At 66.8% G+C, this 15,586-nt stretch carries 14 protein-coding genes; 6 read left to right on the top strand and 8 right to left on the bottom strand.

The genetic code is table 11. The annotated features are described in order from the left end of the window. Positions 1-12 precede the first annotated feature (12 nt). The 4 genes from EPA64_RS07520 to EPA64_RS07505 form a co-directional block, all read right to left on the bottom strand. Positions 13-1,149 carry a TRAP transporter substrate-binding protein gene (locus EPA64_RS07520; RefSeq protein WP_220443723.1) on the bottom strand — a complete coding sequence of 379 codons (1,137 nt, stop codon included), beginning with the start codon at positions 1,147-1,149 and terminating at the stop codon, positions 13-15. Further along, positions 1,146-2,786 carry a TRAP transporter large permease gene (locus EPA64_RS07515; RefSeq protein WP_134725658.1) on the bottom strand — a complete coding sequence of 547 codons (1,641 nt, stop codon included), beginning with the start codon at positions 2,784-2,786 and terminating at the stop codon, positions 1,146-1,148. Before EPA64_RS07515 ends, EPA64_RS07520 begins: the two co-directional genes overlap by 4 nt. Continuing rightward, positions 2,783-3,382 carry a TRAP transporter small permease subunit gene (locus EPA64_RS07510; RefSeq protein ID WP_134725657.1) on the bottom strand — a complete coding sequence of 200 codons (600 nt, stop codon included), beginning with the start codon at positions 3,380-3,382 and terminating at the stop codon, positions 2,783-2,785. The genes EPA64_RS07515 and EPA64_RS07510 overlap by 4 nt, the downstream gene beginning before the upstream one ends. Positions 3,383-3,475: 93 nt before the next feature. After that, positions 3,476-4,465: a type 2 periplasmic-binding domain-containing protein gene (locus EPA64_RS07505; RefSeq protein WP_220443722.1), complete on the bottom strand. Its 990-nt coding sequence runs from the start codon at positions 4,463-4,465 to the stop codon at positions 3,476-3,478. On the opposite strand from EPA64_RS07505, the gene EPA64_RS16450 reads away from it, so the two are divergent. The 6 genes from EPA64_RS16450 (at position 4,446) to EPA64_RS07480 (ending at position 10,302) form a co-directional block, all read left to right on the top strand. Next, complete coding sequence (locus EPA64_RS16450; protein ID WP_220443721.1) at positions 4,446-4,820, top strand: hypothetical protein; 375 nt, start codon at positions 4,446-4,448, stop codon at positions 4,818-4,820. The two genes, EPA64_RS07505 and EPA64_RS16450, sit on opposite strands and share 20 nt — an antisense overlap. Positions 4,821-4,893: 73 nt before the next feature. Continuing rightward, positions 4,894-5,403, top strand: a complete 510-nt coding sequence (locus tag EPA64_RS07500; protein ID WP_134725655.1) for a MarR family winged helix-turn-helix transcriptional regulator — start codon at positions 4,894-4,896, stop codon at positions 5,401-5,403. A gap of 187 nt (positions 5,404-5,590) precedes the next feature. Next, on the top strand, positions 5,591-7,936 hold the full coding sequence (locus tag EPA64_RS07495) for a xanthine dehydrogenase family protein molybdopterin-binding subunit (RefSeq protein WP_134725654.1): 2,346 nt from the start codon (positions 5,591-5,593) through the stop codon (positions 7,934-7,936). Further along, positions 7,933-8,754: an FAD binding domain-containing protein gene (locus EPA64_RS07490; protein WP_134725653.1), complete on the top strand. Its 822-nt coding sequence runs from the start codon at positions 7,933-7,935 to the stop codon at positions 8,752-8,754. The genes EPA64_RS07495 and EPA64_RS07490 overlap by 4 nt, the downstream gene beginning before the upstream one ends. Beyond that, positions 8,751-9,935, top strand: a complete 1,185-nt coding sequence (locus tag EPA64_RS07485) for a 2Fe-2S iron-sulfur cluster-binding protein (protein ID WP_134725652.1) — start codon at positions 8,751-8,753, stop codon at positions 9,933-9,935. The genes EPA64_RS07490 and EPA64_RS07485 overlap by 4 nt, the downstream gene beginning before the upstream one ends. A gap of 169 nt (positions 9,936-10,104) precedes the next feature. Further along, the gene (locus EPA64_RS07480) at positions 10,105-10,302 is read left to right on the top strand and encodes a hypothetical protein (protein WP_134725651.1); all 198 of its coding nucleotides are present in this window, start codon (positions 10,105-10,107) and stop codon (positions 10,300-10,302) included. 67 nt (positions 10,303-10,369) lie between these two features. Here EPA64_RS07480 and EPA64_RS07475 read toward each other — a convergent pair whose 3' ends face one another. The 4 genes from EPA64_RS07475 to EPA64_RS07460 all read right to left on the bottom strand — a co-directional run bounded on the left by EPA64_RS07475 (position 10,370) and on the right by EPA64_RS07460 (position 15,528). Then, entirely contained in the window at positions 10,370-12,031 is a 1,662-nt protein-coding gene (locus tag EPA64_RS07475) for a Na/Pi cotransporter family protein (RefSeq protein ID WP_134725650.1), read from the bottom strand. A 112-nt stretch (positions 12,032-12,143) separates the two neighbouring features. Further along, on the bottom strand, positions 12,144-12,749 hold the full coding sequence (locus tag EPA64_RS07470; RefSeq protein WP_134725649.1) for a histidine phosphatase family protein: 606 nt from the start codon (positions 12,747-12,749) through the stop codon (positions 12,144-12,146). Continuing rightward, positions 12,746-13,846, bottom strand: coding sequence for an ABC transporter ATP-binding protein (locus EPA64_RS07465; protein WP_134725648.1), 1,101 nt, complete (start codon positions 13,844-13,846; stop codon positions 12,746-12,748). The genes EPA64_RS07470 and EPA64_RS07465 overlap by 4 nt, the downstream gene beginning before the upstream one ends. After that, entirely contained in the window at positions 13,843-15,528 is a 1,686-nt protein-coding gene (locus tag EPA64_RS07460) for an ABC transporter permease (RefSeq protein ID WP_134725647.1), read from the bottom strand. The genes EPA64_RS07465 and EPA64_RS07460 overlap by 4 nt, the downstream gene beginning before the upstream one ends. Positions 15,529-15,586: the final 58 nt, after the last annotated feature.

The raw sequence follows: 15,586 nt of genomic DNA, 5'->3' as shown, positions 1-15,586 counted from the left end.
TCCCGGCCGCGCTCAGTTCATGACGCTGTCGTAGGCGGCCTGATAGGCGTCCAGCAGCTGCTGCCCTTCGGAACCGGCCCCCCTGAGGAAGGCGTCACGGGCTGCGGGGAACATCCGCTCTCGCAGGTTGTCGAGCAGTTCGGGGCTGGGCTCGGCCACATCGACGCCCGCGGCACGGATCTCTTCCAGCGACTTTTCCGCCGCGGCGCGCTTGTGCTGGATCATGTCCGGCGTCACCTCGCGCAGCGACGACGTGATCGCGTCCTGGTATTCCGGCTTCAGCCCCGACCAGACCGCCGGATTGAACAGCACCACGTTTTCGATGGCGCCATGACGGGTCAGCATCAGGTGGCTCTGCACCTCGAAGAACTTCATGTTGTAGATGGTGTCGATAGGGTTCTCCTGCCCATCGACAACCCCGGTCTGCAACGAGGTGTAAAGCTCGCCGAACGGAATCGGCACACCGGTCACGCCGATGGGCTTCAGCGAATCGACCAGCACGGCGGATTCCATGACCCGGAACTTCTGCCCCGAAAGATCGTCGAGCGTCGCGATCGGGTTGTTCGACGTGAACTGCTTGGTGCCGTTCGGATAAAGCCCGATGCAGGTGAAGCCGCGGCTGTCAAAGGTCTTGCAGAATGCGTCCGCAAAGCCGCCGTCGCGGACCTGCTGGGCCTTCGCCGGATCAGCCGGATACAGGAACGGAATATCCATGATCGCCGCAAGCGGATTGAACCCGCTCATGAAGGCGGTGGGCCCGGCCGTGGCGTCCAGCGCGCCGAACTGCACCGCCTCGGTCATCTCGCGCTGGCCGCCGAGCTGGCTTTGCGGAAAGATCGCCATCTCGACCGCGCCGCCCGTCTTTTCCGCCACCTTTCCGGCGACCGCTTCCAGCAGCACCTGGGTTGTGGAACTGGGGGCCTCGACATGGCCGATACGCAGGGTGACGTCCTGCGCGGTCGCGGGGCCGGCGGCGACGGCCGTGGCGATGGCAAGAGCAAGAGGTTTCATGAGCGTCATCGAAGAACCTGCCTTGTGTGGGATGTTGCGGTGCGGTGCAGCAGAGACGAAAGCGAGCGACGAAGGGGTATTTCTGCGTTGAGGGAGTGCCGGCCGGCAGGCAGCGCCGTGCCGGCCGGGCGCGATCACTGGAACGGGCTGTCGGTGCCGAAGCCGGAACCCTCGACGGTCATCTCGATCGTCGCCGGATCGACCTCGGACAGGGCGGAACGGTAGTGCGTGACAAGCTGCGGTATCAGCATCACCAAGGCGACGCTGACGATCTGGATCACGATGAACGGGATCGATCCCCGATAGATCTGGCCGGTCGTGACCCTTGCGATCCTCTGGCCGGTCACCGCGTCCTTGTAGTCTGCATCGGGTGCGACCGACCGCAGGTAGAACAGCGCCAGACCGAACGGCGGGTGCATGAACGACGTCTGCATGTTCAGGGCGATCAGGACGCCGAACCAGACCATGTCCACGCCCATCGATTCCGCGACCGGCCCCAGCAGCGGGATGATGATGAAGGCCAGTTCAAAGAAATCCAGGAAGAACGCGGCGACGAACACGAACACGCTGACAAAGATCAGAAAGCCCCACTCGCCGCCCGGCAGGCTGACCAGCAGATGCTCGACCCACAGGTCGCCGTTCACCGCGCGAAAGGTCAGCGCGAAGATGGTCGAGCCGACGAGGATGAACACCGCGAAGCTGGTCAGGCGCATGGTCGTTTCCATTGCCTGCTCGACCCGGGACAGGGTCAGCCGCCCCTTGGCAAGCGCCAGCAGCAGTGCCCCCACCGCGCCCATCGCGCCACCCTCGGTTGGCGTGGCCAGACCGATGAAGATCGTTCCCAGCACAAGGAAGATCAGCGCCAGCGGCGGGATCATCGCAAAGATCGTCCGTTGCGCGATGCGTGACAGCAGGTTCAGGCCCAGCAGCCTGTCCACCGCCGCCATCAGGAACGCGATCACGCTCCACGAGGTGAAGCCTGCGACCACCCGCACGTCGCGCGGCTGGCCGTCCATGAGGAACCGGACGCCGAGATAGCTGACGATCGCGGCGAGGGCGAAGCTGACGATCAGCGACACCGCGCCTGACCTTCCATTCGGTTCGCGATAGGCCAGCACCTCGGGCGGCATGGCCGGAACCTTGCGCGGGCTGAAGATCGTCAGCCACGCGACATAGAGCATGTAGAGCCCGGTCAGCATCAGGCCCGGAAGGATCGCGCCCTTGTACATGTCGCCCACCGGGCGGCCCAGCTGGTCGGCCAGAATGATCAGCGTCAGTGAGGGCGGGATGATCTGGGACAGCGTCCCCGAGGCCGCGATGACCCCGGTCGCAACCGAGCGATCATAGCCATAGCGCAGCATGATCGGCAGCGAGATCAGCCCCATCGAGATCACCGAGGCAGACACCACGCCGGTCGTCGCCGCCAGCAGCGCGCCCACCGCGACCACCGCAAAGGCAAGGCCGCCGCGGATCGGCCCGAACAGCTGGCCGATGGTTTCAAGCAGATCCTCGGCCATGCCGGACCGTTCCAGCAGCAGCCCCATGAAGGTGAAGAACGGCAGCGCCAGCAGCACGTCGTTCAGCATGATGCCGAATATGCGCTGCGGCAGCACCTGCAGCAGCGCGGGCGACAGCAGCCCCAGCTCGACCCCGACGAACGCGAAGATGATTCCGTTCGCCGCCAGCGCGAAGGCCACGGGAAACCCCAGCAGCATCAGCCCGATCAGGCTGGCGAACATGATCGGCGCGATATTCGCGATGATAAAGGCCGTCATTTCGCCCCCCGGCTGTCGTTGTTTTCGTTTTCCAGGTCGGCGCGCAGGCTTTCGATCAGCTGCGCCTCTTCGGTGGCCTCGGTCTTTTGCGTCGGGTCGGGGCTGATGCCGCGCAGAAAGCCGATGCACTTGATGAGGTGCGAGATCCCGGCAAGGAACAGCAGCGCGAACCCCACCAGCACGATCAGCTTGCCTGGCCACAGCAGCAGCCCGCCGGCGTTCGACGATCTCTCGGCGCTGTCGAGGGACGACCAGAACAGCGGCCAGGCATAGATCAGGATCAGCGTCACCGCCGGGAACATCAGGAACAGCAGGCCGAAGATTTCGATCCAGATCTGGACCCGCTTGGGCAGGCGCGAGGCGAGGATGTCCACGCGGACATGGCTGTTTTTCAACAGCGTATAGCCGGCGGGCAGCAGGAACAGCACCCCGAACAGGTAAAGCTGCACCTCGAGCCAGGCGTTGGAGCTGAGACTGAAGAACTTGCGGCTGAGCGCGTTGCCCGCGCTGATCACCACGACGACGATGACCACCCAGGAGACGATCCGGCCGACGGCCAGGTTCAACCGGTCAATGGCCCGTGAGATGTGAAGCATGAGACTCTAACTGTCGTGAGGCATCGGGGCATCGATCCACCGCCCCGCAAGGGGGGCGGCGGTTCGGGCGAGACGGGCCTTCTTTCGGCCGTGTTACGACTTCTGGTTCAGGGCGCTGCTGGTATAGCCCGACAGCGCATTCTCGGCGATGCGGAACCAGGCGACCTGTTCTTCCTGGAACTGCTTCCACTGCGGATAGATTTCCGCGAAATGCGGGCTGCTGTCGGAAAGCTCGGTCCACAGCTGTTGCGACGCCTGGAAGGCCGCATCCATCAGATCCTTGGGGAAATACGCAATCTTGGCGCCTTCAGCGATAAGCTTGCGCAGCGCGATCGGGTTCAGCGCGTCATAGTCGGACAGCATCGTCCGGGCCTGTTCGGCGCAGGCGACCGCGAACATCGCCTGGAACTCGGGCGACAGCCGGCCCCACGCGTCCTGGCCGACGGCGCAGGTGATGGCGGCGCTGCCCTCCCACCAGCCGGGCGAATAGTAATAGGGGGCGACGCGGTGCAGCCCCAGGCGATAGTCGTCGTGCGGCCCGATCCATTCAGCGGCGTCGATAGCCCCCTTTTCCAGCGACGGATAGATGTCGCCAGCGGCGATCTGCTGCGGAACGGCGCCCAGCTTGGACAGCACCATCCCGCCGATGCCACCGATCCGCATCGTCAGGCCCTGAACATCGGCGGCCGACTTGATCTCTTCGCGGAACCAGCCGCCCATCTGCACGCCGGTGTTGCCGCAGTTGAAGTTGATCAGCCCGAACGAGCCGTAGAGATTGCGCAGCAACTCGTCGCCGCCGCCCTTGTGCAGCCATGCGGCCTGCTGGCGCGCGTTCAGGCCGAACGCCATGCCGGCATCGAACGCCAGGGCGGGATCCTTGCCGATGTGGAACGAAGCCAGCGTGTGGCAACATTCGACCGAGCCGTTCGACACGGCGTCGAGGTTCTGGGGCGGCGGCACGATCTCGCCCGCCGGAAAGGCGCGGATCTCGAATCGGCCGCCCGAAAGCTCGCCGACGCGGGCGCACAGGGCCTCGGCCGATCCGTACATCACGTCAAGCGTCTTGGGCCAGCTGGTCGACATCCGCCAGCGAACGACGTCCTGCGCCTGCACGATCGCCGGTGCAGCAAGGGCGCCTGCCGCCGACAAGCCAGCGACGCTGGCCAAGAATTTCCTGCGTTCCAATGTCTCTCTCCCTGACATCCTGCTGCGAGCTTGTGCCCTTCGGCTGTATATGCTCCGCATACTGAACATTTATTCCGTGGTCGTGGAAGTGCGTCAAGGAAAAGGTTCGGGGCAGATGAAAAGGACAGGTGTGATGGGCAGCGTGCAGCCAGTTTGCCGGGGAAAACGGCAGTTGCGGGACGCGGGACGGAAATGTCCTTGCGACACCCGGGGCAAAAACGTGATGACGCGAACACGAGTGACTGCATTGTGATCGGGCGCACTCGCGCCGTTCCGACCCCCGCGACCGATCCGTGTGCGGACAACCTCAATCAGGAGTGACCACCATGAATTCCCTTCCCGCGCGGGCCGAATCGCTGCCGATCGACGAAGCCGAGCTGGCAAAGCAGATCCTGCTGGGGCGTCCCGGCTATCTGATCCGGCGGCTGAACCAGATCCACTATGCGATGTTCTTCGAAGAGTGCGGGCACGAGAATGTGACGCCGGTGCAATACGGTGTCCTGACGGCGGTCAAGGTCAGGCCGGGCGTCGACCAGACCGAGATCGGCGCCTATCTGGGGCTGGACCGCACCACCACGGCCGACGTCGTCAGGCGGCTGGAAGGCAAGGGCTATCTGCGCCGTCAGGTCGATCAGCGCGACCGCCGGTCGCGTCAGGTCTTCATCACCGATGAGGGGCTGCGAATCACCCAAGAGCTGCTGGCCGGCATGCGCGCCGCCTCGGACCGGCTGCTGCAGCCGCTGGACGCTGGAAAGCGGCGGCAGTTCCTGGAGCTTTTGGCGGAGCTGGTCGAGGCCAACGACGCCTATGGACGCGGACGCCAGTCGCGGGTGTGAGTTCGGGCACGCGCTGGCGCGGTCGCGGACCAGCCATCCTTCGGCCCGAGGTTTCTGGTTTCCGCAACCACCAGCGACTTGTTCGGTCAGAATTATGACGTATACTGACTAATCAAGGCAGGGGGCGCAGGTCTGGTGAGGGCCCGCACCCCGGACCGGCTCAACGAGGTGGGGAGAAGGCTTCCAGATGCATTCGGGAATTGGGGCGCCAGTCACTCGCAAGGAAGATGCCCGGCATCTCAAGGGCAAGGCCGCGTTCGTCGGCGACATCAAGCTGCCCGGCTGCTGGGAAGCGGCCTTCGTCCGCAGCCCGCTTGCCCATGCACGGCTGCGCGGGATCACCAAGCCGGACGGATACGAAGGCTGCATCTTCACCGCTGCGGACATGCCGGACCTGCGGCCGATCCGGGCGCAGTCGACGCTGCCGTCCTACAAGGTGTCGGATTATCCGGCGCTGGCGCAGGACAAGGTGCGTTATGTGGGCGAATGCATCGCGATCTGCATCGCGCCCACGCGGGCAGAGGCCGAGGATCTGGCCGAGGCGGTGATCGTGGATCTCGAGCCGCTGCCGGCTGTCCCCAACGCCACCACGGCGCTGGAGAAGGACGCCCCGTTGCTGCACGAGGCATGGGGCGACAACCTGTTTCTGACCACCCGGCACGACGGCGACCTGACCGAGGCGCGCGAGCAGGCGACCATCGTCATCGAGCGGCGCTATCAGACGGCCCGCCAGGCGATGAACCCTATGGAAGGCAAGGGCGTCCTTGCTCACTGGGACCACAAGGCCGACCAGCTGATCGTGCATACCTCGACGCAAGTTCCGCATCTGATCCGCACGGGCATCTCGGAGTGCCTTGGCCTCGATCAGGCGAACGTCCGCGTGATCGCGCCCGACGTCGGCGGCGGGTTCGGCTATAAATGCGTGCTGCAGCCCGAGGAACTGTCTGTCGCCTGGGTCGCGCGCAAGACCGACCGGCCGATCCGCTGGACCGAAGACCGGCGCGAGCACCTGACGGCAGGCGCCAACACGCGCGAACACAGCTATCGCATCACCGCCTATGCCGACGACGACGGCCGCCTGCTGGGGCTGGATGCCGACATCTGGGTGGATATCGGGGCGTATTCCGTCTGGCCCTTCACCGCCTGCCTCGAGGCGGCGCAGGCCGGCGGCAACCTGCCCGGCCCCTATGTCGTGCCGGCCTATGCGTGCCGCACCTATTCGGTGGCCACGAACAAGCCTGCCTTCACGCCCTACAGGGGCGTCGCCCGTCCCGGCGTCTGCTTTGCGATGGAACTGACGATGGACGCCATCGCCCGCGCCGCGGGCAAGAACCCGCTGGAGGTGCGCTGCCTGAACCTCGTGCCCGGCGCGGCCATGCCCTATGTCAACGTCACCGGAAAGTTCTACGATTCCGGCGATTATCCGCAGGCGGCCCGCGAGGCGGCGAAGATGATCGATGCCGCCAGTTTCCGCGAGCGGCAGAAGGCCGCCGCCGCCGAGGGCCGCTATATCGGCCTGGGCTTTTCCAGCTTTACCGAGCAGTCGGCGCACGGAACCAAGGTCTTTGCAGCCTGGGGGCTGCCGCTGGTGCCCGGATACGAGCAGGCGATGGTGAAACTGGTGCCCTCGGGCGCGGTCGAGGTGCGGTCGGGCAACCACAGCTTTGGGCAGGGGCTGGAAACCGGCATCGCGCAGGTCGCCTGCGAATGGCTCAAGGTCGATATCTCGCGCGTGAAGGTGACGATGGGCGACACCGGGCTGACGCCCTATTCGACCGGCGCCTATGCGTCGCGCGGGATGGTGATGGCGGGCGGGGCGGTGTCGAAGGCCGCCGAGGAACTGGCCCGCCGCATCCGCATCCACGGCGCCCATCTGCTTCAGTGTGAACCCGAGGATGTCGAGATCCGCGACGGCCACGTGTTCCACAACATGGCGTCGGTTTCGTTCGCCGATATCGCCTCGGCCTGGTATCTGCATCCCGACCGCCTGCCCGAGGACGTGAACACCGCGGGCCTTGAGGTGACCGAAGGATACAAGCCCGACATCGACACCGGGGTGTTCACCTACGCCACCCATGCCGCGATCGTCGAGGTCGATCCGGGCACGGGACGCACCCAGATCCTGGACTATGTCATCTTCGAGGATTGCGGCCGGCGCGTTAACCCGCTGATCCTGGACGGCCAGTCCTATGGGGGCGCTGCCCAGGGGATCGGCACGGCGCTGTTCGAGGAAACGATCTACGACGCCGCGGCGCAGCCTTTGACGTCGACGCTTGCCGACTACATCCTGCCCGGACCGGCCGAACTGCCGAGCTTTCGGCTGGGACATTCCGAAACGCTGTCGCCCTATTCCCGCCACGGCATCAAGGGCGTCGGCGAGGGGGCGGCCATCGCCCCCGCCGGTGCCATCGTCAACGCCATCAACGATGCGCTGGCGCCGCTGGGCGTCGAAATCAACCAGGTTCCCGCGACGCCCCATCGTGTCCTGTCAGCGATCCTTGATGCCCGCGCCAAGCAGAGGGCTGCCGAATGAAGCCAGTTCCCTTCGATCACCTGCACCCCGAAACGCCCCGCGAGGCCGCCCGCGCCTTGTCGGATACGGCCAAGATCATCGCCGGCGGCCAGTCGCTGGGGCCGATGTTGAACCTGCGGCTCGCGCGGCCCTCGACCCTGCTGGGCGTCGGCGGCATCCCGGCGTTGAAGGAAATCAGCGAAAGCAATGGCGTCCTGAGCATCGGCGCCGCTGTCACCCATGCGCGGATCGAGGATGGCGACAGCCCGGTGCCGCTGCCGCCGATGCTGCGCAACGTCGCGCGTGGCATCGCCTATCGCGCGGTGCGCAACAAGGGGACGGTCGGCGGCTCGATGGCCCATGCCGATCCCGCCGCCGACTGGGTCACCGCCATGACGGCGCTGGATGCCACGATCGTGCTGATGGACACCGGCGGCAAGACGCGCCGGGTGCCGGCCGCCGGCTTCATGCTCGGCGCCTATCGGACCACGATCAAGCCCGCGGAAGTCATCACCGCCGTGGAAATCCGCAGCGAGATGCGCGCGGCGCTGTGGGGCTATTACAAGGTGACCCGCAAGGTCGGCGAGTTCGCGGACGCGATCGGCGCCTTTGTCGTGCATCCGCCGTCCGGCTATGTCCGGCTGGTCGCGGGGGCCACGGGCGGGCGCCCTGTGGTCCTGACCGACCTGGCGGCCACGATTGCCGGAACCGCCGGTTGCCCTGCGGACGAGGAGATCCGGGCCGCCCTGGCTGAAAGGCTGCACGGCCTTGATCCGGTAAAGCTGCATCTGCTGACGACCGCGCTGTCGCGCGCCATCAAGAAGGTGATCCCCGAATGACCGACCAAAGCCGGATCGACGTCAAGACCGCCACCAACGCGCCCCGTCCGGTGCAGATTCGCCTGACCGTCAATGGCGAGGCCCGCGACGTCGTGGTGTCACCGCGCACCCAGCTGGCCGAAATCCTGCGCGATCAGCTGAACCTGACGGCCACGCATCTCGCCTGCGAACAGGGCGTGTGCGGGGCCTGCACGGTGATGGTCGACGGACGCCCGGTGCGATCCTGCCTGACCTTCGCGCGTGACTGCGACGGCATCCGGGTCGAGACGCTGGAGGGCTGGAGTGGTGACGAGATGATGGACCGCCTTCGCGCGGCCTTCACCCGCAATCACGCGCTGCAATGCGGGTTCTGCACCCCCGGGATGCTGGCGACCAGCCGCGACCTGGTGGAACGGCTGGAAACCTCGGACGAGACGCGCATCCGCAACGAGTTGTCGGGGAACCTTTGCCGCTGCACGGGCTATGTCGGGATCGTCAGGTCCATCTGCGATGTGATCGACGAACGCAACGCGGCAGGCATTCCCGCCAAGTCCCCGCCGCCCATGCCGCAACTTGCAGCGCAGGGTTTCGCCCCATTCGCGGCGCGGGTCGACGACACGGCCGAGGCGCAGCCCGCCGCCGCCGGGGACACCAGCGTCGAGGACGGCTGGACCGTCGTGCGCCGGAACGTGACCTTGGGCCATTCCGTCGACGCGGTCTGGAACCTGTTCCGGGATCTGCGTGGCGTCGCGCGCTGCCTGCCGGGGGCGCAGATCGAGAACACCGACGGCGAAACCTTTTCGGGCAACGTCAGCGTCCGCTTCGGCCCGATCGCCGCACGGTTCGAGGGGAGCGGGACTTTCGAGACCGACGACGCGACGCGTGAAGGCCAGGTCACCGGCCGCGGCAAGGACCGGGGCGGCCAGTCCAACATCGAAGGACGGCTGGGCCTTTCGGTCAGGCCGGGTTCCCGGCCGGACAGTTCGGACGTTGGCGTGGTGTTCCGCTTTCGCATCGAGGGGATGCTGGGCCAGTTCAACCGCCCCGAACTGGTGAATGGACTGGTCGACTACATCCTCGGAAAGTTCGTCGCCAACTGCAACGCGGTGCTGGCGGGGGGCGAGGTCCGGGAAAGCAGGGGCGTCAGCCTGTGGGCCGTCATGCGCGCGATCCTGATGGGCTTTTTCCGTCGCAGACGGTGATGTGATTTGCAACGGGAACTGACCTGCCGGCGAGCGATGCTCGTGGGTCAGTCTTGGGTCACGGCATGGGCGCCCCTTCTTGCCTGCCGGGCTTTTGCGGCTGGAAGCACTGGGGCCAGGTTCGTCACGGGATTGCCACGACCACGCGCGCTGTCATGGCTGCAATACAATGATCGCAAGCGTCGCGTGCGACGCCGGGCAGCGGAGTGAGGAGGATCAGAAAACGGTCCGGTGGACTGCTTTCCCTACGAACCCGAAGGTGGTGGCAAAGCGGCGCAAGCGGGCGGCGGTCGAGGATATGACGCCGGGGCCGAAAGAGCTGCCCTTATCGATCCCGTCCGAGGCCGAGGACGTCAGAGTTGCCTGAAAAGGTGATCCAAAAGGGCCGCAATCGCGGCAGTTCATAGCCAAAGCCCATGCTTCGCCAGACGCGATCAGAGCTTTCTGATGCGGCTTTCATACAGCAGTCCCGCAGCCTGGATCGAGGGATAGCCGGACGAGGCGATGTGGGAATTGATCCGGTGCAGGTCGCGCACGATATCGATGAACAGCGCGCTTTTCCGCAACGACATGGGACCGGCCGCCGCGCTGCCGAGGTGCTCGCTCACCACCTTGTCCTCGATCCGGCGGAAGCGGTCCTTTTGCGTGGCAAGGCGGGCCGCCGCGCCCACATCGTTCGACGCGACCGCGGCCGGAACCAGCCGCAGGGATTCCGTGGTGATCGCGCACAGATCGGACAGCGCGGTCTGCTGGTCAGGGGTGAAGCCGACGTTCAGCTTGACCTTGGTCCTGATCCGGTCGGCAAGGCTGAACTTTATGACGTCGCCCGCGTGTTCCAGGTGGCTGGCGTAAAGCATGATGTCCAGCGTCCTGCGGCCCTCCTCGGGGCCGAGCCGGGTTTGCGCCAGCCGCCCCAGATAGCCGTGGACCGACCGCAGATAATGGCCGAGACGCAGATCGTTCGCCTCGATCTCCTTCAGGCCCTCAAGCCGCTGCGTGGCCAGCACGTCCAGCGCGGTCGTGAACATGCGCTCGAGAAGCTCGCTCATCCGCGCGGTTTCGGTGGCGGCGTTCGACAGCGCAGCGGCGGGGGACGCGAAGGCGGCCGTGTCAAGATAACGGGGTGCGGCCAGCGTGTCGTTCAGGACCGGCGCGTCGGGCAGGATTCGTGAGACCAGCGCGACCACCTGCCCGGACAAGGGCAGGAAAATCGCGGCGACGCACAGGTTGAAGGCTGCGTGCAATCCCGCCGCCACGTGAACGGGGTCAAGGGGCAGCCGCTCGACCAGGCCGACCAGCGGATGCACCGCAGCAAGGAGGGCAAGCGCGACCGTGCCCCGGCAGACCAGGTTCGCCAGCGGCAGGCGCCGCGCCTCGGGCGGCTGGTCCAGCGTCGCGGTCACGGCGGGCAGGCCGCCGCCGAAGTTGATCCCCAGGATGACCGGCAGCGCGCCCTCCACGTCCAGGCTGCCGTTCAGCAGGAACGAGGCGACCAGCAGCACCACCGCAAGGGTCGAATGGCAGGCCCAGGTCAAAACGACGCCGAGGAGAAAGCCCAGCACAGGCTCGCGGGTCAGCGCGGTCAGCACCTCGTGGAACAGCGCCGCGTCGCGCAGGGGGGCGGTCGCGCCGACAATGCCCTTCAGGGCCAGCAGCATCAGCCCCAGCCCCATCAGCAGACGGCCGATGTTGCGGGGCCGGAACTCGGTCGAGGCGCTGAAGGTGACGTAGCCCGCAAACAGGAACAGCGGCGCCAGGCTGGCCGCGGCCGTCGATCCAGACGCGAACAGGCCCGACACAAGGGCCGACCCGACGTCGGCGCCCAAAAGCACGGCAAGGCCCGCCGCCGCGCCGATGGCGCCGCTGCCCGCCAGCCCCGCGACGATCAGCGCCATCGCCGTGGCGCTGCCCAGGACGGCCGTGACCACCATCCCGCCGCCGAACGCGGGCAGACTGTTCGACAGCCGCTGCTCGATAAAGCCCTTGAGACGCTCGCCCCAGCCGCGCATGACGGCCGTCCTGACCATGCGGACACCCCAGAGAAGCAGGGCTATCCCGCCCAGCAGCTCGACGATCATGAGCGTTCCCGAGGTCATGGCGGTGTTCCATCGCGGACAGGGCTGCCTGCCCCATGCTGGCCAAGCCTTGATCTTGGGGCCTGCGCGCGCAAAAGGCTCATCTTCCCAGGCATGACGCCATCAATCGGCATCAGTCGGCAACCGAGATGTCGGGTGCCACGGCGCCGATGTTATAGGCCTCCAGCCGCGCCGCGCCGTTCGCGGCGGGGTCGAAATGCAGGATGGTCGCGGTTCCCGGCGTGACCGGCACCAGCATGGATGGCGGCAGGCCCAGAAATTCGTGGCAGGCCGCGCGGACGACGCCGCCGTGGACGATGGCCAGCAGATCCCCCTTGCCGCGCGCCAGCCAGTCCCGCAGGCCCGCGCCGATGCGCGCCCGGAAGTCCCCCCAGGTCTCGCCCAGCGGCGGCGTGAACGAGCCTGCGCGCCAGCTGTGATAGTTGTCCGAGTGGAGCGCGATCAGGTCGGGCTTGGTCTGCCCCGTCCATTCGCCCATGTGCAGTTCGCGCAGGCGCGGGTCGCAGGGCGCGTCGTGGTGGCCGATCAACTCGGCGGTCTGGCGCGTGCGCCCCAGGTCCGAACAGACGACGCGGGCCGGCGCGAGGGTGCGCAGATAGGCGGTGAAGGCCCTGGCCTGGCTGATCCCGCGCTGGGACAGCTGCGAGTTGTCGTGCCCCTGCAGGCGTTGCTCGGCGTTCCATTCCGTTTCGCCGTGCCGCATCAGTATCAGCCTCATCGGGCAAGCCTTTCACCGTTGGTGGCGAACACCGCATCCGGGTCGCCAATCAGAGAGAGTTCAAGAGGGGCGCCCGGCTCGGCCGTGAAATAGCCGTCGGCGATCCCCGTCACGCGCAGATCGCCCACCATCGCCGTCACCATCGTCTGGCCGGCGATGGGCGCGGCTTCTGCGAAGCGCGCGGGAAGGACAGGGCGGCCATCGACGCGGCCGATGGCGACCTGCTGGGGGCGGTAGAGCAGCCGGGCTTCGGTCAACTCGCCAGCGACACTCGCCGGTGCGATCGACACGTCGCCCAGAACCAGGCTTGCGCCCCGCCGCACCACCGGCAGCAGGTTGGCAGGCGGGGTGCCCAGGAAGGTGGCGACAAAGGTCGTCTGCGGGTGGCGCAACAGCTCGATGGGCGGGCCGAACTGCTCGACCCGGCCTTCGTTCAGAACGGCGACGTGGCTTGCCATAGTCATCGCCTCGACCTGGTCGTGGGTGACATAGACCGAGGTGGCCCCCGTGGCGCGGTGGATGCGCATCAGCTCCGCGCGCATCTCGACGCGCAGCTTGGCATCGAGGTTCGACAAGGGTTCATCGAACAGCAGGATGCTGGGCTGGGGCGCAAGCGTGCGGGCGATGGCCGTGCGCTGCTGCTGCCCTCCCGAGATTTCCGCCGGATAACGTCCGGCCAGCGCGGTGATGTCGAGCAGGCGCAGGACTTCGGCCACGCGCTCGGCCCGCCGCTGCCGGGGCCAGCGGGCGACCTTCAACGGAAACTCGATGTTCTGGGCCACCGTCATGTGCGGCCACAGCGCATAGGACTGAAAGACCAGCCCGGCATCGCGCGCCCCCGCGTCGGCGATCACGCCGCCCGCGCCGCTGGACATGGTGCGGCCCATGAAGCGGATCTCGCCCTCGCTGGGGCCCTCCAACCCCGCCAGCATCCGCAAAAGCGTGGACTTGCCGCAACCCGAGGGACCGACAAGGACGAGGAAGGCGCCCTTGGGCACCACGATGTTGACGTTGTTGACCGCAGTGAATCGGCCGAAACGCTTGCAGAGGCCGCGGATTTCGATGGCGGCCGTCGTGACGGACGATTGGGCGTTCATGGTTGCTTCCACTTCTGCACACGGGTTTGCAAAAGATGTGCCGCGACCGACGCGCCGAGGCACATGACGAGGATCAGAAGGGTGATGGCGTTGGCGAACTGCATGAAGCCTTCGGACGCATAGCGATAGGCGACCATCGACAGGACCGGAGAGCTTGCGCTGAACAGCAGCACCACCAGCGACAGGTCGCGCACCATCTTGACGAAGACGAGGATCGCCCCGGCCATCAGACCGCGCACCGCCAGCGGGAAGATGATGAAGGCCATGCGGGTGAAGATGCCCGCGCCGGTCAGCCGCGCGCTTTCATCCAGGTCGGCCGACACCTGTCCCAGCACCGAACGGCCCGACTGGACGGCGAAGGGCAGCGTATGGGCGGTCGCCGCCAGCACCAGCAGCGCAAAGGTTCCGTAAAGCGACGGCAGCGGCCCAATCGGCGCCCCGAACAACGCGATATAGGCCGCGGCAAAGGCGATGCTGGGCACCAGCAGCGGCAGAAAGGCGATCTGGCTCAGCAGGTTGGCGATCAGCGTGCCCTTGCGCTGGACGATGACCCAGGCAAGCGCCAGCCCCAGCAGCATGGTGGTGAAGGCCACCACCAGCCCCAGCCGCAGCGTGGTCCAGAGGGCTTCCAGCAGGACGGGGTTGCGGAACAGGCCCGCCTGTCCCTGCGCGATCTGGCCGCCGCCCTCGCCGATCCAGAAATGCAGCGTCCAGTTGGAAAACAGCGCGCCGCTTTGCGGGGCAAGGCTCGACGCCGCCAGCACCAGCACCGGGACGACGGTGGTCAGGCAGCCGAGAAGGAAGGCCACGGCAAACAGCGGCCAGCGCCAAGGCCCGAGCGCGAACCGCTTGGTGCGTCCGCCCTTTCCCGTCACCGTCGTGAAGGCCCGGCGCCCCGACACCAGCCGGTCTGACAGGAACAGCAGCGACGCCGACACCGCGATCAGCAGCAGGGCGATCACATAGCCGCGCTCGTTCTGCCCCGTCTCGATCATGCCGAACAGGCGCGTGGACAGCGTCTGCATCCGCACCGGCAGGCCGAGCAGGGCGGGCGCTGCAAAGTTCGACACCGCCCCCGCGAAGGTCAGCGAGGATGCGGCGACCAGCGCCGGCGTCACCACCGGCAGGATGATGGAAAAGAAGATGCGCGCGCGCTTGGCTCCGGCCATCTGCCCGGCCTCGACCAGGTCGGCGCCGACCGAGGACAGGGCCGCCGCGATGATCGTGTAGGCCAGCGAATAGTAATGCGCGATCAGCACGATCAGCGTCGGCACCAGCCCCCAGGCCAGCCAGTCCGGGATCGGGATGCCATTCGCCTCGAAGAACCCCAGCGAACCGCCCAGCCGCGCGTTGCGGAACAGCGTGCCCCAGGCCAGCGCCGCCGCAAAGCTGGGGATCATGTAGGGCAGGGTGGACATCAGGTTCAGCAGGTTCCGCCCCGGCACGTCCGTCAGCACCACCAGCCAGGCGAGGAACCCGCCGATCAGCAGGCAGCCGGTCGCCACCCCCAGCCCCAGCAGCATGGTGTTCAGCAGCGGCTTCCAGAACAGGTTTTCCGACAACCGGCTGGCCAGCACCGCCGTCCAGGCGTCCATACCCTCGGGCGTGAGCGTGGCGAACAGGATGCGGCCAAGCGGCGCGATCACCAGCAGCGACACGAGCGCGAGAAGGAAGGCGGGCATGAGGACGCCCGAGCGGAGCCACCGGCTTCTGCGCGGCATGGGGACCGACAGCGATGTC

It is taken from the genome of Paracoccus luteus (genome assembly GCF_004522155.1).
GTDB classification, from domain to species: domain Bacteria; phylum Pseudomonadota; class Alphaproteobacteria; order Rhodobacterales; family Rhodobacteraceae; genus Paracoccus; species Paracoccus luteus.
This window is presented reverse-complemented; position numbering and strand designations above follow the sequence as displayed.

Bases quoted from the DNA above. Each gene is read 5' to 3' on its own strand.
- EPA64_RS07515 (WP_134725658.1), bottom strand. From the start codon at position 2,786: ATGACGGCCTTTATCATCGCGAATATCGCGCCGATCATGTTCGCCAGC.
- EPA64_RS07510 (WP_134725657.1), bottom strand. From the start codon at position 3,382: ATGCTTCACATCTCACGGGCCATTGACCGGTTGAACCTGGCCGTCGGC.
- EPA64_RS07505 (WP_220443722.1), bottom strand. From the start codon at position 4,465: ATGTCGACCAGCTGGCCCAAGACGCTTGACGTGATGTACGGATCGGCC.
- EPA64_RS07500 (WP_134725655.1), top strand. From the start codon at position 4,894: ATGAATTCCCTTCCCGCGCGGGCCGAATCGCTGCCGATCGACGAAGCC.
- EPA64_RS07495 (WP_134725654.1), top strand. From the start codon at position 5,591: ATGCATTCGGGAATTGGGGCGCCAGTCACTCGCAAGGAAGATGCCCGG.
- EPA64_RS07490 (WP_134725653.1), top strand. From the start codon at position 7,933: ATGAAGCCAGTTCCCTTCGATCACCTGCACCCCGAAACGCCCCGCGAG.
- EPA64_RS07485 (WP_134725652.1), top strand. From the start codon at position 8,751: ATGACCGACCAAAGCCGGATCGACGTCAAGACCGCCACCAACGCGCCC.
- EPA64_RS07480 (WP_134725651.1), top strand. From the start codon at position 10,105: ATGATCGCAAGCGTCGCGTGCGACGCCGGGCAGCGGAGTGAGGAGGAT.
- EPA64_RS07475 (WP_134725650.1), bottom strand. From the start codon at position 12,031: ATGACCTCGGGAACGCTCATGATCGTCGAGCTGCTGGGCGGGATAGCC.
- EPA64_RS07470 (WP_134725649.1), bottom strand. From the start codon at position 12,749: ATGAGGCTGATACTGATGCGGCACGGCGAAACGGAATGGAACGCCGAG.
- EPA64_RS07465 (WP_134725648.1), bottom strand. From the start codon at position 13,846: ATGAACGCCCAATCGTCCGTCACGACGGCCGCCATCGAAATCCGCGGC.
- EPA64_RS07460 (WP_134725647.1), bottom strand. From the start codon at position 15,528: ATGCCCGCCTTCCTTCTCGCGCTCGTGTCGCTGCTGGTGATCGCGCCG.